The sequence below is a fragment of the Lactobacillus sp. ESL0791 genome, assembly GCF_029433255.1.
Classification (GTDB): domain Bacteria; phylum Bacillota; class Bacilli; order Lactobacillales; family Lactobacillaceae; genus Lactobacillus.
Genome location: NZ_JAQTHU010000001.1, coordinates 1,117,790 through 1,139,273 on the forward strand (window position 1 = coordinate 1,117,790; position 21,484 = coordinate 1,139,273).

22 protein-coding genes and 1 riboswitch are annotated in these 21,484 nt (G+C 41.5%); of the genes, 19 read left to right on the plus strand and 3 right to left on the minus strand.

Annotated elements, in window-relative coordinates:
- Nucleotides 1-25 precede the first annotated feature (25 nt).
- A riboswitch (FMN riboswitch) is annotated at nt 26-141 on the plus strand.
- Nucleotides 142-224: 83 nt separating this feature from the next.
- The 7 genes from PT285_RS05595 to PT285_RS05625 all read left to right on the plus strand — a co-directional run bounded on the left by PT285_RS05595 (nt 225) and on the right by PT285_RS05625 (nt 6,677).
- Complete coding sequence (locus tag PT285_RS05595; protein WP_277148568.1) at nt 225-899, plus strand: ECF transporter S component; 675 nt, start codon at nt 225-227, stop codon at nt 897-899.
- 199 nt (nt 900-1,098) lie between these two features.
- Nucleotides 1,099-1,566 carry a LysM peptidoglycan-binding domain-containing protein gene (locus PT285_RS05600; protein ID WP_277148570.1) on the plus strand — a complete coding sequence of 156 codons (468 nt, stop codon included), beginning with the start codon at nt 1,099-1,101 and terminating at the stop codon, nt 1,564-1,566.
- A 47-nt stretch (nt 1,567-1,613) separates the two neighbouring features.
- The gene (cmk, locus tag PT285_RS05605; protein WP_277148572.1) at nt 1,614-2,288 is read left to right on the plus strand and encodes a (d)CMP kinase; all 675 of its coding nucleotides are present in this window, start codon (nt 1,614-1,616) and stop codon (nt 2,286-2,288) included.
- 71 nt (nt 2,289-2,359) lie between these two features.
- A complete protein-coding gene (gene rpsA / locus PT285_RS05610) occupies nt 2,360-3,568 on the plus strand; it encodes a 30S ribosomal protein S1 (protein ID WP_277148574.1) in 1,209 nt (402 codons plus the stop codon).
- A gap of 55 nt (nt 3,569-3,623) precedes the next feature.
- Nucleotides 3,624-4,934: a ribosome biogenesis GTPase Der gene (gene der, locus PT285_RS05615; RefSeq protein ID WP_277148576.1), complete on the plus strand. Its 1,311-nt coding sequence runs from the start codon at nt 3,624-3,626 to the stop codon at nt 4,932-4,934.
- A gap of 128 nt (nt 4,935-5,062) precedes the next feature.
- On the plus strand, nt 5,063-5,338 hold the full coding sequence (locus PT285_RS05620) for an HU family DNA-binding protein (protein ID WP_277148579.1): 276 nt from the start codon (nt 5,063-5,065) through the stop codon (nt 5,336-5,338).
- An 88-nt stretch (nt 5,339-5,426) separates the two neighbouring features.
- A complete protein-coding gene (locus PT285_RS05625; RefSeq protein ID WP_277148581.1) occupies nt 5,427-6,677 on the plus strand; it encodes a tetratricopeptide repeat protein in 1,251 nt (416 codons plus the stop codon).
- A 55-nt stretch (nt 6,678-6,732) separates the two neighbouring features.
- Here the strand turns inward: PT285_RS05625 and PT285_RS05630 are convergent, their stop codons facing one another.
- Nucleotides 6,733-7,620, minus strand: coding sequence for a YitT family protein (locus PT285_RS05630; RefSeq protein WP_277148582.1), 888 nt, complete (start codon nt 7,618-7,620; stop codon nt 6,733-6,735).
- A 70-nt stretch (nt 7,621-7,690) separates the two neighbouring features.
- Between PT285_RS05630 and PT285_RS05635 the strand changes: the two genes are divergently transcribed.
- Nucleotides 7,691-8,905, plus strand: coding sequence for a CCA tRNA nucleotidyltransferase (locus tag PT285_RS05635; RefSeq protein ID WP_277150631.1), 1,215 nt, complete (start codon nt 7,691-7,693; stop codon nt 8,903-8,905).
- Here PT285_RS05635 and PT285_RS05640 read toward each other — a convergent pair.
- Nucleotides 8,891-9,556, minus strand: coding sequence for a hemolysin III family protein (locus PT285_RS05640; RefSeq protein ID WP_277148584.1), 666 nt, complete (start codon nt 9,554-9,556; stop codon nt 8,891-8,893). The genes PT285_RS05635 and PT285_RS05640 overlap by 15 nt on opposite strands.
- 121 nt (nt 9,557-9,677) lie before the next feature.
- Between PT285_RS05640 and PT285_RS05645 the strand changes: the two genes are divergently transcribed.
- The 11 genes from PT285_RS05645 (at nt 9,678) to PT285_RS05695 (ending at nt 20,708) form a co-directional block, all read left to right on the plus strand.
- Nucleotides 9,678-10,541 carry a DegV family protein gene (locus tag PT285_RS05645; RefSeq protein ID WP_277148586.1) on the plus strand — a complete coding sequence of 288 codons (864 nt, stop codon included), beginning with the start codon at nt 9,678-9,680 and terminating at the stop codon, nt 10,539-10,541.
- 5 nt (nt 10,542-10,546) lie between these two features.
- A complete protein-coding gene (locus tag PT285_RS05650) occupies nt 10,547-10,777 on the plus strand; it encodes a YozE family protein (RefSeq protein ID WP_277148588.1) in 231 nt (76 codons plus the stop codon).
- A gap of 45 nt (nt 10,778-10,822) precedes the next feature.
- Complete coding sequence (gene ylqF / locus PT285_RS05655) at nt 10,823-11,662, plus strand: ribosome biogenesis GTPase YlqF (protein ID WP_277148590.1); 840 nt, start codon at nt 10,823-10,825, stop codon at nt 11,660-11,662.
- Nucleotides 11,659-12,423 (plus strand): ribonuclease HII, encoded by a 765-nt coding sequence (locus PT285_RS05660; RefSeq protein WP_277148592.1) that lies wholly within the window; start codon nt 11,659-11,661, stop codon nt 12,421-12,423. Before ylqF ends, PT285_RS05660 begins: the two co-directional genes overlap by 4 nt.
- A 56-nt stretch (nt 12,424-12,479) precedes the next feature.
- Entirely contained in the window at nt 12,480-13,346 is an 867-nt protein-coding gene (gene dprA, locus PT285_RS05665) for a DNA-processing protein DprA (protein WP_277148594.1), read from the plus strand.
- Nucleotides 13,347-13,429: 83 nt separating this feature from the next.
- Nucleotides 13,430-15,535: a type I DNA topoisomerase gene (gene topA / locus PT285_RS05670; RefSeq protein WP_277148596.1), complete on the plus strand. Its 2,106-nt coding sequence runs from the start codon at nt 13,430-13,432 to the stop codon at nt 15,533-15,535.
- Between the two features lie 91 nt (nt 15,536-15,626).
- A complete protein-coding gene (gene trmFO / locus PT285_RS05675) occupies nt 15,627-16,943 on the plus strand; it encodes a methylenetetrahydrofolate--tRNA-(uracil(54)-C(5))-methyltransferase (FADH(2)-oxidizing) TrmFO (RefSeq protein WP_277148598.1) in 1,317 nt (438 codons plus the stop codon).
- Nucleotides 16,944-17,870: a site-specific tyrosine recombinase/integron integrase gene (xerA, locus tag PT285_RS05680; RefSeq protein WP_277148600.1), complete on the plus strand. Its 927-nt coding sequence runs from the start codon at nt 16,944-16,946 to the stop codon at nt 17,868-17,870.
- On the plus strand, nt 17,867-18,391 hold the full coding sequence (hslV, locus tag PT285_RS05685; RefSeq protein WP_277148602.1) for an HslVU peptidase proteolytic subunit: 525 nt from the start codon (nt 17,867-17,869) through the stop codon (nt 18,389-18,391). The genes xerA and hslV overlap by 4 nt, the downstream gene beginning before the upstream one ends.
- A 14-nt stretch (nt 18,392-18,405) precedes the next feature.
- Nucleotides 18,406-19,809, plus strand: a complete 1,404-nt coding sequence (gene hslU, locus PT285_RS05690) for an ATP-dependent protease ATPase subunit HslU (RefSeq protein ID WP_277148604.1) — start codon at nt 18,406-18,408, stop codon at nt 19,807-19,809.
- 17 nt (nt 19,810-19,826) lie between these two features.
- Nucleotides 19,827-20,708 (plus strand): aldose 1-epimerase family protein, encoded by an 882-nt coding sequence (locus PT285_RS05695; RefSeq protein WP_277148606.1) that lies wholly within the window; start codon nt 19,827-19,829, stop codon nt 20,706-20,708.
- 90 nt (nt 20,709-20,798) lie between these two features.
- Here PT285_RS05695 and plsY read toward each other — a convergent pair whose 3' ends face one another.
- Nucleotides 20,799-21,434 (minus strand): glycerol-3-phosphate 1-O-acyltransferase PlsY, encoded by a 636-nt coding sequence (gene plsY / locus PT285_RS05700; protein WP_277148607.1) that lies wholly within the window; start codon nt 21,432-21,434, stop codon nt 20,799-20,801.
- Between the last annotated feature and the right edge of the window lie 50 nt (nt 21,435-21,484).

Consider the following 21,484-nt stretch of genomic DNA (forward strand, 5'->3'; position numbering starts at 1 on the left):
ATAGCTGTTAATTGAATATTAAGTTTGTTGTCTTCATGGCAGGGTGTAAATCCCGACCGGTGGTGCAAGTCCACGACCCACGCAAGTGGTGGAAGTCTTTTGAGATACCGATAGTAAGAGTCTAGATGAAAGAAGACAGACTAACTAAAAGAAAAGACAATACTTACTTTTTATCAGTCTGTTGCTGGAGCAACAGACTGATTTATTTTGGAGGTAAGTTTATTTTGACTGAAAATAAAAAGCATTCACTAAAGTTAGCTAATATCATTGCCTATGCGTTGCTTGGTGCGTTGGCCTTTGTAATAATGTTATTTGAAATTCCGCTGCCAATTACCAGCTTCTTGAAATTTGATTTTTCTGACGTAATCATTGCAATCGGGACTTTTCTCTTTGGCGCCGGGCCTGGTGCCTTTATTGCCCTTATTCGGATGGCGCTGCACTTGATTTATCACGGCTTTGCTTTACCAAGTATTGTTGGTCAAGTTGCTGCATTTTTGGCTTCAATTTCGTTTGCTTTTCCATTTTATTTTATGACCAAGAATATCAAGAAAGATGCGACTACTGCTAAGAAGCACTTATACCCACTTCTGGGAATAATCATCGGAATTTTGGCAATGACCGTTGTGCTGGCAACTCTAAATGCTTTAGTTTTAACGCCAATGTACGCTGTAACTTCGATTCCTAATGCGCCGGCAATTCACAGCTATCCTGGCTTACTAAACTTTACAGAAAAAGTTTACTTAGCTAAGTTGCTGCACATCCCGTCAATGGGAACTTATATCTTTAGTTTTATTGTACCGTTTAACCTTGTTAAAGGGGCAATCAATGGCGTTGTCGTTTATATCCTATTCGAGACGGTTTTGAAAAGCATCAAACCATTTGTTGAAAAACACTTTTAAAAATAAAAATACAATATAATTAGCTGTAGCAGGTGATGGATAAAAAATCTGCTGCAGTTTTTTTGTGGCCTTTTTAAATTCTAAACAGATGAAGATACCTAAAATCCTGACTGTTAAAAAATAAGTAACACTTTTTCTGTGTAATCATTTATTTAAATATGCTAAAATGAAGCGAAGTGGAGATGGAGGTATTGAAAAGTTGAACCAAAAGCATGAAGGGCCGTATCAACATTATAAGCGGCCGCTTGAGTCTAGAGTATCCAAAAATAAATCTAATTCTTCTCATCATTGGGGAATAAAGATTGCTTTTTTAATAATCATTCTTGTAGCACTTATTCCGGTCGTTCATCATTTTGCGGCTGAAGGAAAGAAAGCTGGACAGGTTGCAGAGCCACAGATTGCTAAAAAAGCTAAGTCGAAAAACAAATTGGCTACCCATTCAAAAAAGATCGCCGGCAAAAAAACTAAGGCTGCACAGGTTGCCAAGTCAAATAAGAAGACCAGCAAAAAGGCTTCAAAGCGTAAAGCTTACTATGTGGTTCAATCCGGCGATACGATGATTGGAATTGCTGCAAAATTTCATATGACCGTCAATGAATTGGCTCAACTGAATAATATTGATGCTTCATCTCAGGTTAACGCCGGTGAGACACTCAAGTTAAAATAATTTTTAGAAAAGGAGTAGGGGAATGATAGGCCCCCTTTTTTAATGTAATGCAAGTAGCAATTGATGGTCCTGCTTCAGCAGGGAAAAGTACGGTCGCAAAGATTATTGCGCAAAAATTATCTTTTATTTATATTGACACGGGGGCAATGTATCGTGCATGTACCTTAATCGCACGTGATACTCATTTGGATTATGGCGATGAGCCGGGGATTTTACAGGCACTTGATAGCAATGAGATCACCTTTAGAACGGTTGCTGGTCAACAAGATATTTTTATCGGCAGCAAAAATGTCTCCCAAGAAATTCGGCTGCCGGAAATTTCCGCTAATGTCTCACAGGTCTCGGCGTTAGCAGGTGTACGGCAAAAAATGGTTAATCTGCAGAGAAAAATGGCTGGTCAAGTTAGCGTGGTCATGGATGGCCGGGATATTGGGACAACGGTTTTACCTCATGCTGAGGTAAAGATTTTTTTGGTTGCCTCCGCTCATTCACGTGCAAAAAGGCGTTTTCTTGATCTTCAGCAGCGCGGAATCAAGTCGGATAAAACGGTTGAACAGATTGAACAGGATATCGCCGAACGGGATTACAAAGATTCACACCGGGAAGTTTCGCCGTTGAAAAAAGCAGCAGATGCAGTGGAAATTGACACAACGAACATGACAATTTCGCAGGTAGTGGAAGAAATTTTGGCAGAAATAAAAAAAAGTCAAAAAAAACTATAAAAAAGATGTGAAAACAGTAGAAAAAAATCCAACTTTCATTTAAAATTAGAATATGATATTGGGAGGTAAATATGTCAGAAAACAGTAATCAATTTTTAGATGCATTGAAAGAAATGCAAGGGGTTGAGGTCGGAGACATTGTCGACGTTGAAGTATTAGACGTTGAAGATGGTCAAATTGATGTCGGTGTTGTTAATGCCGGTGTTGAAGGTATTATTCCACGTCGTGAATATACTCAGGATCGCAACGCTGATTTACGTGAGCTTGTTAAGCCTGGCGACAAGTTTAAAGCTTTGGTATTGAAAAAGGCTGGCGGTGACAAGGAAAATGGTGAATTTTTCTTCTCCGTAACGCGCTTAAAGGAAAGAGAAGCTTATGATGAGCTTCAAAAGGACTTTGAAGCAGGCAATACCATTGAAGGTAAAGTAACCTCATCAGTTCGTGGTGGTTTACTAGTAGATGTTGGGACAAGAGGATTTTTACCGGCTTCGTTAATTTCTAACCGCTATGTTTCAGATCTTAAACCTTATATTGGCAAAACAATGAAACTTAAGATTACTGAAATTGATCCTAGCAAGAATAGGTTAATTCTTTCACACAAGGATTTAATTGAAGAGGAACGCGAAGAAGCCTTTGATAAGGTTGCATCACAATTAGTTGTTGGTGATGTGATTCAAGGCAAGGTTTCTCGTTTAACCAATTTTGGTGCTTTCGTTGATGTTGGTGGCGTTGATGGTTTGGTTCACATTTCAGAAATCTCATACAAGCACATCGATAAACCAGGTGATGTTTTGAAACCTGGTCAAGATGTTAAGGTTAAGGTAATTGGAATTGATGATGAACGTAACCGCATCTCACTTTCAATCAAGCAAACTGAGCCATCCCCATTTGAGCAGGCTACCTCTGATTTGCACGAAGGCGACATTTTTGAAGGCGAAGTCAAGTCACTGACTAACTTTGGTGCTTTCGTTGAAGTAGCAGATGGTATTCAAGGCTTGGTTCATGTATCTGAAATTTCATATAAGCATGTTGATAAGCCGAGTGATGTTTTGAAGGTGGGACAAACCGTTAAGGTTAAGGTCTTGAACATTGATCCGGGTGATAAACGGATCTCGTTGTCAATGAAGGCTGCTGAACCAAATAATTCAGATAACGAAGGCTCTCGTCCTCATCGTTCACGTAATAATCGCAACTCAGTTAATAGCAAATATATGAATAACGATGATAATGGTTTTGCATTAGGTGATCTTATTGGTGATCAATTAAAAGATCGTCAGTAATTTATAAAAAGGCCGACTCTGTCGGTCTTTTTTTATTTTTAAAGGAGGCTGAAAAATGGTGTTGCCAGTGGTAGCAATTGTTGGCCGTCCCAATGTCGGTAAATCAACACTTTTCAACCGGATTATTAATAAGCGTTTGGCAATTGTCGAGGATAAACCGGGTGTGACCCGCGACCGCAATTATGCACAGGCACAGTGGCTGGGACACAAGTTTGCCTTAATTGACACGGGAGGAATTACTTGGGAAAACGGTAAAATTGAAGATGAAATTCGGGCGCAGGCAGAAATTGCGATTGATGAAGCAGACGTGATTGTGGCATTGGTCAGTGCTGTTAGCCACTTGACGGATTTAGATGAGCGGATAGCGCAATTGCTCTACCGAACCAAAAAGCCGGTGATCTTGGCCGTTAACAAGGCCGATAATCCCGAGCAACGGTCCGACATCTATGATTTTTACAGTTTAGGCTTGGGGGACCCAATTCCTGTTTCCAGTGTTCACGGAACGGGTATCGGTGATTTGCTTGACAAAATAGTCAGTAAATTTCCTAAGGATCTGGACGCAGATAATAGTAAGGAAATTTCTTTTAGTGTTATCGGCCGGCCTAACGTCGGCAAATCTTCAATTGTTAACTGCCTTGTTGGTGAAAAACGGGTGATTGTTAATAATGAAGAAGGAACTACTCGCGACGCGGTAGATACGCCTTTTACAAGTTCCGATGGCACTCAGTTTCGAATTGTCGACACGGCCGGTATTAGGCGCCGAGGCAAGGTTTACGAAAAAACGGAAAAATATTCAGTTATGCGGGCAATGAGTGCGATTGAGCGTTCCGATGTTGTCTGCTTGGTGCTGGATGCAAGTACAGGAATTCGGGAGCAGGACAAGCACGTTGCTGGTTATGCTCATGATGCCGGGCGTGGCATTATCATCATTGTTAATAAGTGGGATTTACCAAAGAAAAATAGTTCAAGCGGCAAAGACTTTGAACAAGTGATTCGCGAAGAATTTCAATATTTGGATTATGCACCCATTTTATTCGTATCGGCCAAGACCGGTCAAAGACTGGAACAGATCCCGGCGATGGTAAAAGCAGTTTACCAAAACCAAAATCAGCGGATTAAATCCAGTGTACTGAATGATTTACTGCTTGAAGCAAGTAAATTAGTGCCAACCCCATTGGTTAAGGGCAAACGGCTGCGAGTTTATTATATGACCCAAGTTGCGGTTAACCCTCCGACCTTTGTTGTTTTCGTCAATGATCCAGAATTAATGCATTTTTCTTATCAGCGCTTTTTGATTAACCAGTTACGGGATAATTTTGATTTTACGGGAACGCCGATTAAGATTATTGCGCGAAAACGTAAGTGATTTTGTAAAAAGCTTGTTGTAATAAGGTTTTTGTGCTATTTTGGGGTTAGAAATTAATGATTGGTGCTAATCATGATTTCTTGTCCTCCCTAATTGGGATAAGAATTTAATCTAGGAGGTGAATCTAGATGGCAAATAAAGCTGAATTAGTTTCTGAAGTTGCTGCAAAGACTAAATTAACTAAAAAAGATGTAGCTGAGGTAATTGAGGCAACACTTGGTTCTATTCAAGACAGTCTCGCAAAGGGTGAAAAAATCCAGTTGATCGGTTTTGGTACTTTTGAAGTGCGTCAACGTGCTGCACGCAAGGGCCGTAACCCGCAAACTGGTGCTGAAATTCAAATTCCGGCAAGCAAGGTTCCTGCATTTAAACCAGGAAAGGCGCTTAAAGAGTCTGTTAAATAGTAACTGACATTTTAGAAAAGGCGTTGGTTTTGTACCAACGCTTTTTTTATGTAAAAATAGATGCTAAACTTAATTGAAGGAGATAAGGATGAACTATTCTGAACAATTACTTGACTCACTCGAAAAGCAGGATTTTTCTCAGCAGAAAATTTTGTTAAAAAAAGCCCTGGATAATGATTCACCGGAAGTTTTGGCATCACTTGCGGAAAATTTGACTGGATTGGGCTTTACTAACCTCTCAAAAGAAATTTATCGGGCCTTGATTGCTAAATTTCCAGATGAGGACCTATTTAAGGTATATTTAGCGGAAATTTTATTGAATGATGGGGCAGACGATGATGCCTTGACGCTTCTATACGGGATCGATGTCGCTTCACCGGCATACCTTGACAGTCTGTTAGTTCAAGCGGATTATTATCAGACTAATGGTTTGCTCGAAACAGCAAAAAATAAGCTCCTGAAGGCGTTAAAGGTTGCTCCTGATGAAGATGCCGTTAAGTTTGGCTTGGCTGAATTAGACTATCTAAGTGGGGAATTTGCACAGGCCCTGCCGCTTTATCAGGATTTGCTGAAGCGGCAGAGTAATTTTGGTGAAGTTAATTTAAATCAACGTTTGTTTCAAACGCTGGCAAAGCTTGGCCGTTATGAAGAGGCCAGTCAGGTAATCAAAAAGCATAGCGGCGAGATCATTGACATCGACAGTAAGTATCAGGCGGGGCTGGTGATGCTAGCGGTTAATGAGCCAGACAAGGCAATCAGCTACCTGAATGACGTTCTTGATCAAAGCGCAGATTACGTCAATGCCTATCCCTTGTTAGTAACTGCCTACGAGCAAAAAAATGATAGCAAGCAGGCCCTGCGATTTGCGCAAGCAGGTCTTGCTTATAATGAAATTGACCCAATTTTATACGAAAAAGGGGCCAGGGCTGCGTTTAAACTGAATGATCTGAAAACCGCTGAAAATCTGCTTACTAAGGGACTAAAGCTTTTAGCGGATAATAGTGACCTGCGCTTACAATTATCCCGACTCTATCTTTATGAAAAGCAGGATGTTGCCAACTTAAATTTGTTTAATCAGCTTGACGATGAGGAACTTGAACCCCAGGCGCACTGGAACATGGCGCTTTCTTACGAGCGCCTTGATAACCGCCAGAAGGCTAAAAGTGAATTTTTACTTGCTTACCCTGATTTTCAAACTAATCCGGATTTTTTGCGGGCAATGATTCATTTCTTTACTGAAGAAAAAAATTCTGGTGAAATTGTCAAGGAATTGCTTGAAAGGTATTTGCGCTTGGAACCTGATGATCAGGAAATGCAGGATTTATACAACGAGTTATAACAAGTAAAAAGACATAGTGGCGAAAAAAGCTCGTGACTATGTCTTTTATTTCTCATTATTTTCTAAAAAGCAAGTGGCCCTGTTTCTGCTTATAGGTAAAACCTTCCCCCAATGCTTCGTGAACATCAATAATGCTGACAAAGGCATTGGGATCTTCACGGCTAATTAAATTTTTGATTGTGGTAACCTCTCTTGGGGAAACGACTACATAGATAACCGGCCGCTCTTTCTTTTGGTAGCCGCCCATTGCCTTAAAGTAGGTGAAGCCGCGGTCCAGTTTTAGATCAATCATCTGTCCAATTTTTTCATAATTATCCGAAATAATCAACACCCCTTTTGCCGTGTATGCACCTTGCTGAACCGTGTCCATAACTCTTGAAAGGATAAATGAAGCAAGCAGGGTATACATCATGTGTTTGAGATCAAGGTAAGAAAGGGAAACGATCAGAACCAGGGCATCACACATCAACAGCAGCTGGCCCGAGGGGATACCGAATTTCATTTGTCCAATTCGCGCGATAATATCGCTGCCACCCGATGTGCCGTGATAACGGAAGACTAATCCTAAGCCAATGCCGGATAAAGTTCCTGCAAGAATAGCCGACAAGAAGAGGTCGTGTTCAAGGTTTAATTGATATATAATAGGTATTAACCGCCAGAACCACAAGAAAAATGATAAGCAAAGTGTTCCCCAAATTGTGTAGCTTAACAGGCGCTTGCCCATAAAACGGTAGCCAAGAAGAAGCAGGGGTATATTTAAAATCAGCGAGGATAGTCCCATATTTATGCCCCAGAAGTGTTTGAGCAGCAGGGAAATTCCGCTGATACCGCCATCGGCCAATTTGTTGGGGACAGAGATCATATCCAAGCTTAAGCCATAAATTGCGCAGCCAAGGGCAATCATCAATAATTCAAAAATGGTTTTGGAATTAATTTTTTGCATAATAAATCCTTTTTTTATTTAAACATAAGATATTTTCTAATAGTATTTAAAATGAACGAGTTGAAAACAAATAATGAAGATAGAAAATTTACCAAGTATTTTTACGAAGGCATTACCAGTTCTTGAGCAGCTTGAAAATGCCGGCTTTGAGGCCTATTTTGTCGGCGGGGCTGTGCGCGATTTACTGCTAAAAAGACATATTCACGACATTGATATTGCCACAAGCGCCTATCCAGAAGAAGTTAAAAAGCTTTTTCCTAAAACAATTGATACAGGGATAAAGCATGGTACCGTTACGGTACTGTATGCTGGTGGCAGCTACGAAATAACGACCTTTAGAACCGAATCCGGTTATCAGGATTACCGGCGTCCCGATCACGTTACCTTTGTCCAGAATTTAAGTGAAGACTTAAAAAGGCGTGATTTTACAATCAACGCTCTGGCAATGAATACCCAAGGCGAAATAATTGATTTGTTTGACGGAATTAATGACTTGCAGAAGCGCTTGATCAAGGCAGTAGGCGATCCCGAACAGAGATTTCATGAGGATGCCTTGCGAATGATGCGTGCCGTGCGCTTCATGAGTCAGCTGAAGTTTTCGCTTGCGGATGAAACTAAGCGGGCGGTGCTGGTAAACCACAAATTATTACGAAAAATATCGGTTGAACGAATCCGTGATGAATTTGTCAAAATGGGTGTGGGCCCTGATTCGCGTGCAGCCTTTAATGTTTTTTTAGAGACAAAATTGAGCGAGGATGTGCCGGCGTTTGCCGGTGAGAGTGACTCACTGAAAGTTTATCCGCAATTAAAATTTAGTCCTTCGCTAGAAACCAGCTTGTGGTCGGTAATCATTATTATTTTGAAAATTCCCAATGAACAAATTGGGCAGTTCATGCATGAATGGAAAAATTCCAATGCAATGACGACTGACGTGGAGCAGATTGTTGCCCTGTTTGACTTACTGTCCGATCGCAGTCCAAGCGATTACGAACTGTTTACCGCTGGTAAAAGCACCTTGTTAAATGCAATTGATGTTGCCCATATTTTAGGGCAGCCGATTGACTCCAAGGCGTTAGTTGACCGCTATGTTGCGCTGCCAATTAAGGCCACCAGTGAACTAGCGATTGATGGTCGCTTTTTGATTGAGCGGGGAGTAAAGCCTGGCCCCCAGCTAGGGCAAATACTGACTACAATTAAAGAGGAAGTTGTCAATGGCCAGCTTGAAAATAGTAAGGAAGCAATTACCGCTTTTTTAAAAAGAAAACAGATTCTAAACGTAAAATAAAACTGAAAAGTACATCAGCATTGATCCCAGCATTACAAAGAGGTGCCAGATAACGTGGATAAAGGGCACATTTTGCATGGAATACAAAATTGCGCCCACCGTGTAGGCAATCCCGCCACTTACCAAAAGCCAGAAACCGACTGGGCTTAGTCGCACGTACAAGTAACTGGCTGACAGAATGACAAGCCAGCCCATGGCAACGTAAAGAATGGTGTCCAGGATGACATGCTTGCCTCGATTAAAAATATAATAAATAATGCCAAAAATAGTTAGGCCCCAGATTAAAATAAATAAGGTCCATCCCCAAGTACCGCCGATTGCCACTAGCGAATATGGTGTGTAGGAGCCGGCGATTAACAGGAAAATTGACGAATGGTCAAAAATCTGAAAAACATTTCTAGCCTTGGTAAAAATCAGGCTGTGAAATAAGGTTGAGAAAAGATACAGCAGAACCAAGCAGGAACCGTAAATCGTGAACGTAACGACGCGCAGGGCACTGCCGGTTGATGCTGCCTTAACAATTAAAATGACTAATCCGGCCACAGCGAGACAAAAACCGATGCCATGGGTCACTGCACTGAGGGTATTATCTAAAATGTGGTAGGCTTTTGACCTTGTCTTGGGTTTTTGCCACAGTTGTAAAATTTTCATTTATTATTCAGTCCAATCAATTTCTTTTTTTTAATAATTTTTTGCTATAATAGCTTGTAAGTGATTTGGTCATATTCTAACATAAAATTAAAACAACATTTTAGAATTGAGGACGCAAACGTTGACAAAGATAAAAATTATGACGGATTCTTCAGTGCAATTAACACCTGAAGAAATTGAAAAATATAATATTACGGTGATTCCGTTGTCGATTATGATTGATGATCATACCTATACAGATGGGGTGGACATTAGTCGGCATGAATTTGTACTCAAGATGATGAAGGCAAAAGAACTGCCTAAGACTAGTCAGCCGCCAATTGGGCGAATTGTTGAAACGATTAAAAAGTTGACTGCTGATGGCAGTGATGTGATCGGGATTTTTATCGGCAAGGCACTGAGCGGCACTGTGATTGCGGCAAAGCAGGCAGTTGAACTTACAGGAACTGCGGATAAGGTGCATTTAATTGACTCACAGATAACAGATCGGGCCGAAGGCTTCCAAGTCCTGACAGCCGCACGTGATATTGCTAAGGGAAAAGGCGTCAAGGAAATTCTCGCACACGTTGAACAAATTCAAAAATCAGAAAAACTGCGGATGATGATTGTTAATTTAGAGAATATTGTTAAAGGTGGCCGTCTTGGCCCTGTTTCTGGTAAGATTGCCAGTTTTTTAAACATTCGTATTGAGCTGCAAATGCCTGATGGCAAGCTGATAGTTGCTAAAAAGGGTCGCGGAAAGAAATTTACCCGTGCATTTGATGAACGGGTGTTAGCCGATATTGCGGCTAATAAAGGTAAGGTTTCTGAGGTGGGCATCTCTTACGTATCTGCTGGCGAAACTGCTCCCGAGAATCTGCTTGAATTTAAACGGCGGATTGAAGAGATTGACAGCACGATTGATGTTTTGGTCAGAGAAACGAGTCCGGCAATTGCTACCCACGCGGGTTTAGATGCGTATGCAGTTCTTTATTATACGGAGTAAACTAGATGGCTTATCGAGAAAGTTTTTACCGTTTTTTGATGACGCAAAGGGACCCAGATTCAAGTGATGATATTGCGCAGTTTGCTAACAATGCGGAGCACGATTTGAGTTTTCCCAAGCAGGAGCAAAATTATGAAAAATTATCAAATTATTTAGAACTGAATGCGGGCTATTTGCCTAGCATGACCATTTTTGATCAGGCTTATCAACTGTATAAAGAAAAAATGGCATACTGACAAAGGCCAAGTAGTTGGGCCTTTTTTAATGAAAAGAGAGCAATAATGTCGAATATTCAGTGGTATCCTGGGCATATGAATAAGGCGCGCAACCAGCTTGAAGAAAAGATGGGTTTGATTGATGTCGTAGTTGAGGTACTTGATGCCCGCATTCCCCAGGCATCGCGCAACCCGCTGATTGAAAAGCTGGTGGCGGGAAAGCCGCACCTTATTATTTTGAATAAGGCCGATTTAGCCGATCCGGTGCTGACGAAATTGTGGCAGAAAAAATTGCAGGCTCCTGGTAAATTTGTGATGGCCTTAGATTCACTGCACACGACCAAGATGCAGGTTTTGGTTAAAATGATTAAAAAAGCGGCCATGACTAAGGTGGAAAAATTGCAGCAAAAAGGAGCAGCCACACCAACAATCAGGATTGCCCTAGTTGGTGTCCCCAATTGCGGCAAGTCGACCATCATTAACCGTTTAGTTGGCCGTAATGCAGCTGCGGTTGGCAATAAGCCTGGGGTAACCAAGGGGCAAACGTGGCTCAAAACACAATCCAATATTCAAATTTTGGATACACCGGGAATTTTGTGGCCTAAGTTTGATGAGCAGGAAGTGGGCTACAAGCTGGCTGCTTTTGGTGCAATCAAGGACAGTATTTTTCATGCAGATGATGTTGCATTGTTTGTTGTTAAAAATTTACGCAAATATTATCCATCTGCCTTGTGTAAATTTGCCCGTACTAGCAAAGAACAGTTAGTCAATATTTCTGATCCGGACTTGTTACTGGCAATGACGGAAGTATACGGGATGCGGGATGAGTATGACCGTTTTTCGCTTTATATGCTGCAGCGCTTGCGCAAAGGTAAAATTGGAAGGATTTCTTTGGACCGGGTATGACAATCAATGAAATAAAAGCTTTGTTAAAAGATGGCAAGGCAACAGCAGAAGAGTTGACTGCTTGGAGTCGGGACAGCCGCAGCGGCGTTCAAAAGCTGCTTGCAGCTTATCACAGTCGTCAAGAAAAGCTGCAGAAGAAGCGGGAAGCATTTTTGCATCGTTTTGGCTATGAAAAAAAGTTTTGGGAGAAACACCAGCTGGTTGCTGGTGTTGACGAAGTTGGTCGCGGACCGCTAGCGGGTCCTGTAGTGACGGCGGCGGTAATACTTGATGAAAACTTTGACTTGTTAGATGTCAATGATTCTAAAAAATTGAGCCCTAAGCAAAGATTAGAATTGTACCCCTTGATTTTGCAGGAAGCTGTCAGTGTCGGCATTGGCTTAAAAGGTCCAGAGGTAATTGACCAAATCAATATTTATGAAGCAGATCGGTTAGCGATGGCCCAGGCAGTAAATGCTTTGGATAAAAAACCGGATGTGCTTATTGTTGATGCAATGGATGTGCCGGTTACAATTCCGCAAGTGCGGCTAATCAAGGGTGATTCCAAATCCAATTCTGTTGCTGCGGCCTCGATTATTGCCAAGGTTTTCCGAGATCGGCTGATGGCGGATTATGCTAAAATTTACCCGCAGTACGATTTTGCGCATAATGCGGGTTATGGCACAGCCACGCACATTGCTGCACTAAAAAAATACGGGCCGACACCTATTCACCGCAAAACTTTTGCACCGGTAAGTGAGCTGCTGGGTAAGCAAAGATAATTTTAAATAAAAATATTAACCTCTTTTTACGTACTTACGTTTAGGAGGCTTTTTCTATGAAAATAACGGATTTTTTATTACGCCTAAAATTGCAAAAGGGTATTGGTTATGTCAAACTGCTGCAAATTGCCGGTCAACTGGATACGGACGAGGTGACACTTGAGCTGATTAACCATTTACCGCTACCAGAAGCATTGTTAACTGCCAGCCGCAATGCCTTTAATGACCAAAAAGCTGCTAAGATGGCAGAGTGCATTAGCAAGCAGTGCACTGTAATTAGTTTTTTTGATGAGCTTTATCCGGAGAAGTTGCGGCAAATCTATCAGCCGCCGCTTATTTTATTTGCCCGCGGCGACCTGTCACTATTGCAGCAAGAAATTATCACGATTGTTGGCTCTCGACTGGCGTCTGACTATAGCAGGACGGTGATTAACAAATTAGTGCCAAATTTAATAAAAAAGAAATTTGTGATTGCCAGTGGGCTTGCTAAAGGTGTAGACTCAATGGCGCATATTGCTGCTTTAAACAATAATGGAAAAACTATCGCTGTTGTTGGCAATGGCTTAAACCATTATTATCCAATGCAGAATCATGTGATTCAAGAAGAAATCATCAAAAAAGGACTGCTTTTAAGCGAATATCTGCCGGACACGCCGCCGCGACCTTTTCGATTTCCCGAACGTAATCGAATTTTGGCAGGCTTATCAAAAAGTGTTATCGTAACAGAAGCAAAGGAAAGATCTGGTTCCTTAATCACGGCTAATTTGGCTTTACAGGAAAACCGCAATGTCTATGCGGTTCCGGGGCCAATCACTAGTCAGTTGTCCGCAGGTCCCAATAGGCTGATCGAAGCGGGTGCCAGTCCCATTGTTGATTTTGAATTTAAAGAGGACAAATTTTTCACCTTATCAGAGGCTAAATAAAAAGAAAGATTTGACAATTTAGTGTAAGGTATTTTATTCTCAGAATAGCGTTTTAAAAAATAAATTTATTAAGGAGGCAGTGAATGCCTACTAAGACAAGTAAGAGTAGAAATAAAAAGAATTTGGTGATTGTCGAATCTCCGGCTAAGGCGAAAACAATTGAAAAATATTTGGGCCGAAATTACCGGGTGATTGCATCTAAGGGCCATATTCGTGATCTGCCGAAATCACAGATGGGCATTGATTTCGATAATAATTACAAGCCGAAGTATATTTCCATTCGTGGCAAGGGCGATACAATTAAAGAGTTAAAGAGTGAAGCTAAAAAAGCAAAACAAGTCTATTTGGCCTCCGACCCCGACCGTGAAGGTGAAGCAATTGCCTGGCACGTAGCTCACGCCTTAAATCTGGACGATCAGGCGCAAAATCGGGTGACTTTTAATGAAGTAACCAAGGATGCGGTTAAAAATAGCTTTAAGCATCCCCGTTCGATTGACATGGATACGGTTAATGCCCAGCAGGCGCGGCGGATTCTTGACCGGATCGTGGGTTATTCGCTGTCACCAATTTTATGGGCTAAAGTGAAAAAGGGTCTTAGTGCCGGAAGGGTGCAGTCTGTTGCCCTGAAACTGGTAATTGACCGGGAAAAGGAAATCAAGAGTTTTAAACCCGAAGAGTATTGGACGATTGATGCGGAATTTAAGAAGGCCCGCAAACAATTTAAGTCTCAATTTTGGGGAATCAATGGCAAGAAACAGGAGCTTCCGAATAATGAAGCTGTTAAGAAAGTTTTAGCCAAGATTGACAAAAAACAGGATTTTGAAGTTATTAAGGTTGTCAGCCGCGAAAGAAGACGACAGCCAGCAGCGCCTTTTACCACCTCCACGATGCAGCAGGAGGCCAATAAGCGTCTGAATTATCGGACAAGACGGACAATGTCAATTGCCCAGCAGCTGTATGAAGGAATTAACCTAGGTAACCGTCAGGGAACAGTCGGTTTGATCACTTATATGCGGACGGATTCCAAGCGAACATCGCCGGTTGCTCAGGCCGAAGCTTCCAAGTTTTTGCACGAGCAATATGGTGCCGAATATGCTTCTAAGAATCCGCGGCATTTTAAAAATCAAGAGGATGCTCAGGATGCCCACGAGGCGATCCGGCCGACAAGTGTTTACCGTACACCAGAATCGTTAAAGAAAATTTTGACGACGGAGCAGTATCGTCTATACAAATTAATCTGGTCACGCTTTTTGGCGAGTGAAATGACACCGGCGGTTTACGACACTGTTCGTGCTGATATTGAGCAAAATGGGGTTATCTTTAGAACCACCGGCTCCAAGATGAAATTTGCTGGTTTTACTAAGGTGTACGATAACCAGCAAGAGAAAAACGTTGAGCTGCCCGACCTTAACGAAGGCGACAAGGTTAAATTGGCTAAATCCGATAACAAACAGCACTTTACCTTGCCGCCTGCCCGTTATACAGAGGCGAGTCTGGTTCACGCGCTAGAAGAAAATGGCGTTGGCCGGCCATCCACCTATGCGCCAACAATTGATACGATTCAGCGCCGTTACTATGTTAAATTAGAAGCCAAATCGATTGTGCCAACTGAATTAGGGGAAATTGTCGACAATTTAATTGAAAAGTTCTTTCCCGATATTGTTAATATTGATTTTACGGCGCAGCTTGAAACTGATCTGGATCAAGTTGAAGACGGTAAAAAGAATTGGGTTAAGGTGATCGATAAGTATTATCATCCTTTTAAGAAAGAATTGGACAAGGCTGATTCGGAAATTGAGAAGGTCCAGATCAAGGATGAGCCAGCAGGCTTTAACTGTGATATTTGCGGTGCCCCAATGCTGATTAAGATGGGGCGTTATGGCAAGTTTTATGCTTGTTCCCGCTTCCCAGACTGCCGCAATACCAAACCAATTGTTAAAAAAGTGGGGGTAATTTGTCCTAAGTGTGGTAAGGGGGACGTGGTTGAAAAGAAATCCAAACGCAACCGTAAATTTTATGGTTGCTCCCGTTACCCAGACTGTGACTTTGTTTCTTGGGATCAGCCGATTGGCCGTAATTGTCCAAACGACGGGCACTTTTTGGTGCAGAAAAAGACCAAAAATGGACTTGTTATTCTCTGTCCTAATGGTGATTATCGTGAAGAGCCGAAGGAAAAAGAGGATAGTTAAATAAAATTAAAAATAAGCAATTATCATCAAATTTTCACTAATTTGATGATATTCTTATATTAAGAACAAATTATTAGCAAAGGAAGTTAAGATGACAGAAACAGTAAGTGTGATTGGCGGGGGTCTGGCTGGCAGTGAGGCCGCCTGGCAACTGGCAAGTCGCGGCATTAAGGTTGCACTTTATGAAATGCGTCCCAGCAAGCTGACCCCTGCACATAAGACGGGCAATTTGGCTGAACTGGTCTGTACGAATTCGATGCGCTCAGACCAACTATCAAATGCAGTCGGTTTATTAAAAGAAGAGATGCGGCAGCTTGACTCACTGATTTTACAAGCTGCTGATGCAACCAGAGTACCTGCAGGTGGTGCTTTGGCCGTTGACCGTGAACAGTTTAGCCAATATGTGACGGCTAAGCTGCATGCATTAGAGAATGTTACATTTCATGATCAAGAAATAACGCAAATTCCCGCTTCTGGAATTACGATAATTGCTACTGGACCACTAACAAGTGACAGCCTAGCTGAGCAGCTTCAGATTTTTTCGGGGCTTGACAGTCTGCACTTCTTTGATGCAGCTGCTCCAATCGTTGCCGCCGATTCGATTGATATGGAAGTGGTTTATAAAAAATCGCGTTATGATCGTGGTGAGGCAGCATATTTGAATTGTCCCATGAATAAAGCTGAATACGAGAATTTTACCCATAATTTGGTTGAAGCAGAAACAGCTCAGATGCACGGATTTGAAAATAGCGATGTGTTTGAAGGCTGTATGCCGATTGAGGTAATGGCCGCAAGAGGTCCCAAGACCATGTTGTTTGGGCCGTTAAAGCCGGTAGGGTTAGAAGATCCGCATACAGGTGAAACACCCTATGCTGTGGTGCAGTTACGCCAGGATAATGCTGCTGCCTCAATGTATAACATTGTTGGCTTTCAAACACATTTAAAATATGGCGAACAAAAGCGGGTTTTTTCAATGATTCCCGGCTTAGAAAATGCTCGGTTTGTCCGCTATGGCAAGATGCACCGCAATACTTACCTGGCATCACCCGAAATTTTGCAGGCCAGTTATGAAAGCAAAAAACAAGCGGGATTATTCTTTGCGGGACAAATGACCGGGGTTGAAGGCTATGTTGAAAGTGCCGGCAGTGGTCTAGTTGCCGGAATTAATGCTGCAAGAGAGGCTGTCGGCGAAGAAACTGTGGCTTTTCCCAAAGACACGGCTCTGGGTTCAATGGCCAATTATGTTACAACCACTAGTGCCAAGCATTTTCAGCCGATGAACGCGAGCTTTGCCCTCTTGCCTAGTTTGGTAGGTAAAAAAATTCGCAATAAAAAAGAACGCCACGTTAAAATTAGTGAGCGTGGTCTAGCTAGCTTGGCGAAATTTAAGGCGGAAGTTTTAAAGTAAATGGCTAAGGAAGATAAAGAAATTAGCCTGTTTGTGTCATACTTAAAGAATGAGCGCGGATATAGTGCAAAAACCATTCGGGCATATCAAACTGACCTGGAAGAAATAAAAGCTTTTTGGCAGCAAAATGGCGGCTTTAAAAATTGGCAAAGTATTTCAGCCCGTGATGTTGAGGTTTACCTTCAACAACTGGCTGATAAGCGGCTAGCCAGATCTTCCCAACTGCGGAAAATGTCAACGCTGCGCTCTTTTTATCATTTTTTGTTAAAACGAAAACTGGCAAAAATTGATCCAACGCAAACAATTTCTTTGCGCAGCAAGAACCGGCGCTTGCCGCAATTCTTTTATGATACAGAAATCAAGCAAGTCTTTTCTTCACTAGAAGGAAGCGAACCGTTAACGGTTCGTAACTTAGCATTATTCAGGTTGTTTTATACAACGGGGATGCGAGTAAGTGAAGTTAGCAGTCTTATACTAAGACAGGTTGATTTAAGTTTGAAAATTATTCTGGTTCATGGGAAAGGCAAGAAGGACCGTTATGTTGCTTTTGATGATCAGACTAAAGCAGCTTTAGATAATTATTTGACTGATGCCAGAAAAAAATTACTGGGCAATAAGGAAGATCCAGGAGTTGTTTTTCTAAATAATCAAGGTAAAGCGCTGACAGATCGAGGGATTGAATATATTATGCAAAAGGTATTCAATAAAGCTGGAGTCAGCGGTAAGGTTCATCCCCATGAACTGCGGCATACTTTTGCTACGGCGATGCTCAATAACGGTGCAGATTTACGCAGTGTGCAGGAGCTTTTGGGGCATAGTAATTTATCGACGACCCAGATCTATACCCATGTGACGATGGCACATTTACAGGCGGATTATCAGAAATATTTTTTACGTAATAAGAAAACGGATGAGGCAAAAAAATGACAACAATATGTTCAGTAAAATTTAATGGCAAGACAGCGATCGCTGGTGACGGGCAAGTTACTTTGGGTGAAAAAGTAATTGCAAAGGCAACCGCTAAAAAGATCAGACGAATTTACCATGATCGCGTAGTAATTGGTTTTGCCGGTGGTGTTGCCGATGCAGTGAGCCTGCAAGATATGCTTGAAGGCAAATTGGAAGCTTACAGCGGCGACTTGAAGCGGGCAGCAGTCGAAATGGCGCAATCTTGGCGCAAAGACCAAACCTTACAGAAGTTAGATGCAATGCTAATCGCATTTGATGAAAAAGATCTCTTGCTGATTTCTGGTAACGGTGAAGTGCTTGAACCTGATGAAAATGTTGTAGCAATTGGTTCTGGTGGCAATTTTGCCCAAGCAGCGGCAATTGCTTTAACACGGCATTCTTCAGGAATGTCAGCAACAGAAATTGCGCATGAAGCTGTCGAAATTGCATCTGGAATTGATATTTTTACAGATAATCAAATCATTACCGATGAACTCTAAATTAGGAGAAGAATATGGATATTAAAACACCTAAGCAAATCGTTGCTCTTTTAAACGAATACATTATTGGGCAGGATGAAGCTAAAAAGTCTGTAGCGATTGCCTTATATAACCGCTATCGCCGCATGCAGCTTTCCAAAAAGATGCAGAAGGATATTACACCTAAGAATTTGTTGATGGCTGGACCAACAGGTGTTGGTAAAACAGAAATTGCCCGTAGGCTGGCAGATATTGTTGATGCTCCGTTTGTTAAGGTGGAAGCAACAAAATTTACCGAAGTTGGGTATGTTGGCCGGGATGTTGAGTCAATGGTGCGTGACCTGGTTAATGAAGCTGTGCGCATGGAAGAAAAGGAGCAGTTTGAGCGCGTTCGCCCTCAGGCAACGAAGGAAGCCAATAAAGAATTGGTGCGTCTCCTTGTTCCAGGAATTAAACGTGAAAATCGGGAAAACCAGATGCAGCAAATGCAAAATATGATGTCAATGCTGATGGGCGGTCAAAATGATGCGGGTAAGGAAAACAATCAAGAAGAAGTGACCGACGATATTCGTAATCAGCGGCTAACGGTTTCCGAACAGTTAAGCAAGGGCCTGCTTGAAGAACGCGAAGTAACAATCGAGGTCGAACAGGCTCCGAAAGTTAATCCAATGGGCGATATGATGGGCCAAATGGGTATTGATATGAATTCAATGCTGAATGATCTTGTCCCAAAGAAAAAAGTAAAACGGACGTTAACAGTTAAAGATGCACGTGAAGTTTTGATTCAAGAGCAATCACGTAAAATGGTTGATTACGATAGTTTGTACCAAAAGGCGATTGAGCACACCACAAATAACGGGATTATCTTTATTGATGAAATTGATAAGATCACTGCAGGTGATAAGAAAACTTCAGGTGAGGTTTCCCGTGAAGGTGTGCAACGTGATATTCTTCCCATTGTTGAAGGCTCAACGGTGCAGACCAAATATGGTCCAGTTGCTACCGATCATATTTTGTTTATTGCTGCAGGGGCGTTTGCCGAATCTAAACCGAGTGACTTGATTCCGGAACTTCAGGGTCGTTTCCCAATTAGAGTTGAGCTAAATGCCTTATCTAGAGAAGATTTTGTCAAGATTTTAAAGGATCCCGAAAATTCACTTTTAAAGCAGTACATTGCGCTGCTTAAAGCTGATGGAATTAAGTTAATCTTTACACAGGAAGCAGTTGAACGGATTGCCGAGATCGCGTTTAACGTTAACCAGGGAACCGATAATATCGGTGCAAGAAGATTGGCGACCATTTTAGAAAAACTGCTTGAGGATGTTTTATATGAAGGCCCAGATATGGAAATGGGCGAGATCACCATTACTAAATCTTATGTTGATGATAAGCTTAGTGATATAATAACTAATAAAGATTTAACTAAGTTTATTTTATAAAGTTGTAGGTAATTATTATGGACTACACAATTCAAAATAATTTTTTAAAAGTTGTTATTTCCAGCAAGGGTGCAGAAATTCAAAGTGTTAAGAGCCAGTTAACCGATTTTGAGTATATTTGGCAGGCAGACCCGCAAGTTTGGGGACGACACGCACCTGTTCTGTTTCCAATTGTTGGACATTTAAAAAATGATGAGTATACCTATCAAGGCAAAACTTATCATATGACGCAGCATGGCTTTGCCCGTGACAACGAATTTACCGTTGAACGGCATACAGCTGAAAGCATTACTTTGTTGTTAAAGGATACGGAACAGACACGCGCTGTCTATCCTTTTAAGTTTGAATTACGAGTTAATTATAATCTTCTCAATAATTTGCTAGAAGAGAACTTTAGTGTAGTAAATAAATCGGATAGAGAAATGATTTTTGGGATTGGTGGTCATCCGGGCTTTAATGTTCCTGTAAATGATAGCTGCCGGAAAGAAGACTTTTATTTTACGACTTTGCCGTCGGTGGCGCGGGTGAAAATCCCCTTAAAAGGTCCGTTTTTAGATTGGGACAACCGTTATTTGGCTTCAACCAACAGCTTAATCACCTTAAGTGATCATTTATTTAAGAATGATGCCTTAATTTTTCAGTTGCGGGGGCACGATAATAAAGTGTCACTGCGAACAGATCTTTCCGATTACCACGTTAATGTTTGGACAAGGGATGCACCATTTGTGGGTATCTGGTCGCAGTATCCTAAGACAGCCAATTTTGTCTGTGTTGAACCCTGGTGGGGTGTAGCGGATAAGACTGATACAGATGGTAAATTGGAAACTAAGTTTGGCATGAACCACCTTGAAGAAGGGCAGAGTTTTGATGCCGGGTTCAGTATGGCCTTTCACGAATAAATAATAGTTAACAATTTGCAAACACTTGTTTGCGCAAAACTTAAGAGTATAATAGAAAACCAGTAAGAAAATTCTTACTGGTTTTCTATTTTATAGCTTGTGATGGGCCTTTTTATACCAATACCAGAGGCCAAACGGGATGATATTTTCATTGTGGTGGCTTAGCCGCTTAATGTTATCTTTATGGCGAATAAACAAAATAAGCAGCATAATTCCCGCAATGATTGTCAGAAAAATATCATGAAACCAAAAAGTGGCAATGAAAATTAAGACGATTGCAATCAGACTTGATAAGCTGACGTATGAGGTGATGAAGACAAGCGGCAAGAAAATTGCCGCGCAAACACCGAAAAATTGCAAATTATAGCCTAAAAAGACCCCAGCACTTGTGGCAACTGCCTTGCCGCCCTTAAATTTGAGGTAGATAGAAAAGGTATGGCCAAGAATTGCTAGTCCGCCACAGATCAACAATAAATATTTATGGCTTTTAATATGAAACAACAGAGGCAAGTCTGTTGCCAGTGTTCCCTTTAAAACATCAACAACTAAAACAAAGGTGCCAGCAATCGGCCCCAGCACACGAAATGAGTTGGTTGTTCCAATGTTGCCAGAACCATATTCACGAATATCCTCGTGAAAGAAGATTTTACCGACTAATACACCGGTAGGAAAGGACCCGATCAAGTATGCTAAAATAAAGATTAGCATTATTTTTAAAATTGTCATTTAAATCCCGCTCTCTTAATATCTAAAGCTATTTTAGCAAAAAATACTTG

Coding starts and splice junctions, on each gene's coding strand:
- PT285_RS05620 (WP_277148579.1), top strand. CDS start 5,063: ATGGCAAATAAAGCTGAATTAGTTTCTGAAGTTGCTGCAAAGACTAAA.
- PT285_RS05630 (WP_277148582.1), bottom strand. CDS start 7,620: ATGCAAAAAATTAATTCCAAAACCATTTTTGAATTATTGATGATTGCC.
- dprA (WP_277148594.1), top strand. CDS start 12,480: ATGAAAATAACGGATTTTTTATTACGCCTAAAATTGCAAAAGGGTATT.
- trmFO (WP_277148598.1), top strand. CDS start 15,627: ATGACAGAAACAGTAAGTGTGATTGGCGGGGGTCTGGCTGGCAGTGAG.
- hslV (WP_277148602.1), top strand. CDS start 17,867: ATGACAACAATATGTTCAGTAAAATTTAATGGCAAGACAGCGATCGCT.
- ylqF (WP_277148590.1), top strand. CDS start 10,823: ATGTCGAATATTCAGTGGTATCCTGGGCATATGAATAAGGCGCGCAAC.
- plsY (WP_277148607.1), bottom strand. CDS start 21,434: ATGACAATTTTAAAAATAATGCTAATCTTTATTTTAGCATACTTGATC.
- rpsA (WP_277148574.1), top strand. CDS start 2,360: ATGTCAGAAAACAGTAATCAATTTTTAGATGCATTGAAAGAAATGCAA.
- PT285_RS05695 (WP_277148606.1), top strand. CDS start 19,827: ATGGACTACACAATTCAAAATAATTTTTTAAAAGTTGTTATTTCCAGC.
- PT285_RS05650 (WP_277148588.1), top strand. CDS start 10,547: ATGGCTTATCGAGAAAGTTTTTACCGTTTTTTGATGACGCAAAGGGAC.
- cmk (WP_277148572.1), top strand. CDS start 1,614: ATGCAAGTAGCAATTGATGGTCCTGCTTCAGCAGGGAAAAGTACGGTC.
- PT285_RS05640 (WP_277148584.1), bottom strand. CDS start 9,556: ATGAAAATTTTACAACTGTGGCAAAAACCCAAGACAAGGTCAAAAGCC.
- xerA (WP_277148600.1), top strand. CDS start 16,944: ATGGCTAAGGAAGATAAAGAAATTAGCCTGTTTGTGTCATACTTAAAG.
- PT285_RS05660 (WP_277148592.1), top strand. CDS start 11,659: ATGACAATCAATGAAATAAAAGCTTTGTTAAAAGATGGCAAGGCAACA.
- topA (WP_277148596.1), top strand. CDS start 13,430: ATGCCTACTAAGACAAGTAAGAGTAGAAATAAAAAGAATTTGGTGATT.
- PT285_RS05625 (WP_277148581.1), top strand. CDS start 5,427: ATGAACTATTCTGAACAATTACTTGACTCACTCGAAAAGCAGGATTTT.
- der (WP_277148576.1), top strand. CDS start 3,624: ATGGTGTTGCCAGTGGTAGCAATTGTTGGCCGTCCCAATGTCGGTAAA.
- hslU (WP_277148604.1), top strand. CDS start 18,406: ATGGATATTAAAACACCTAAGCAAATCGTTGCTCTTTTAAACGAATAC.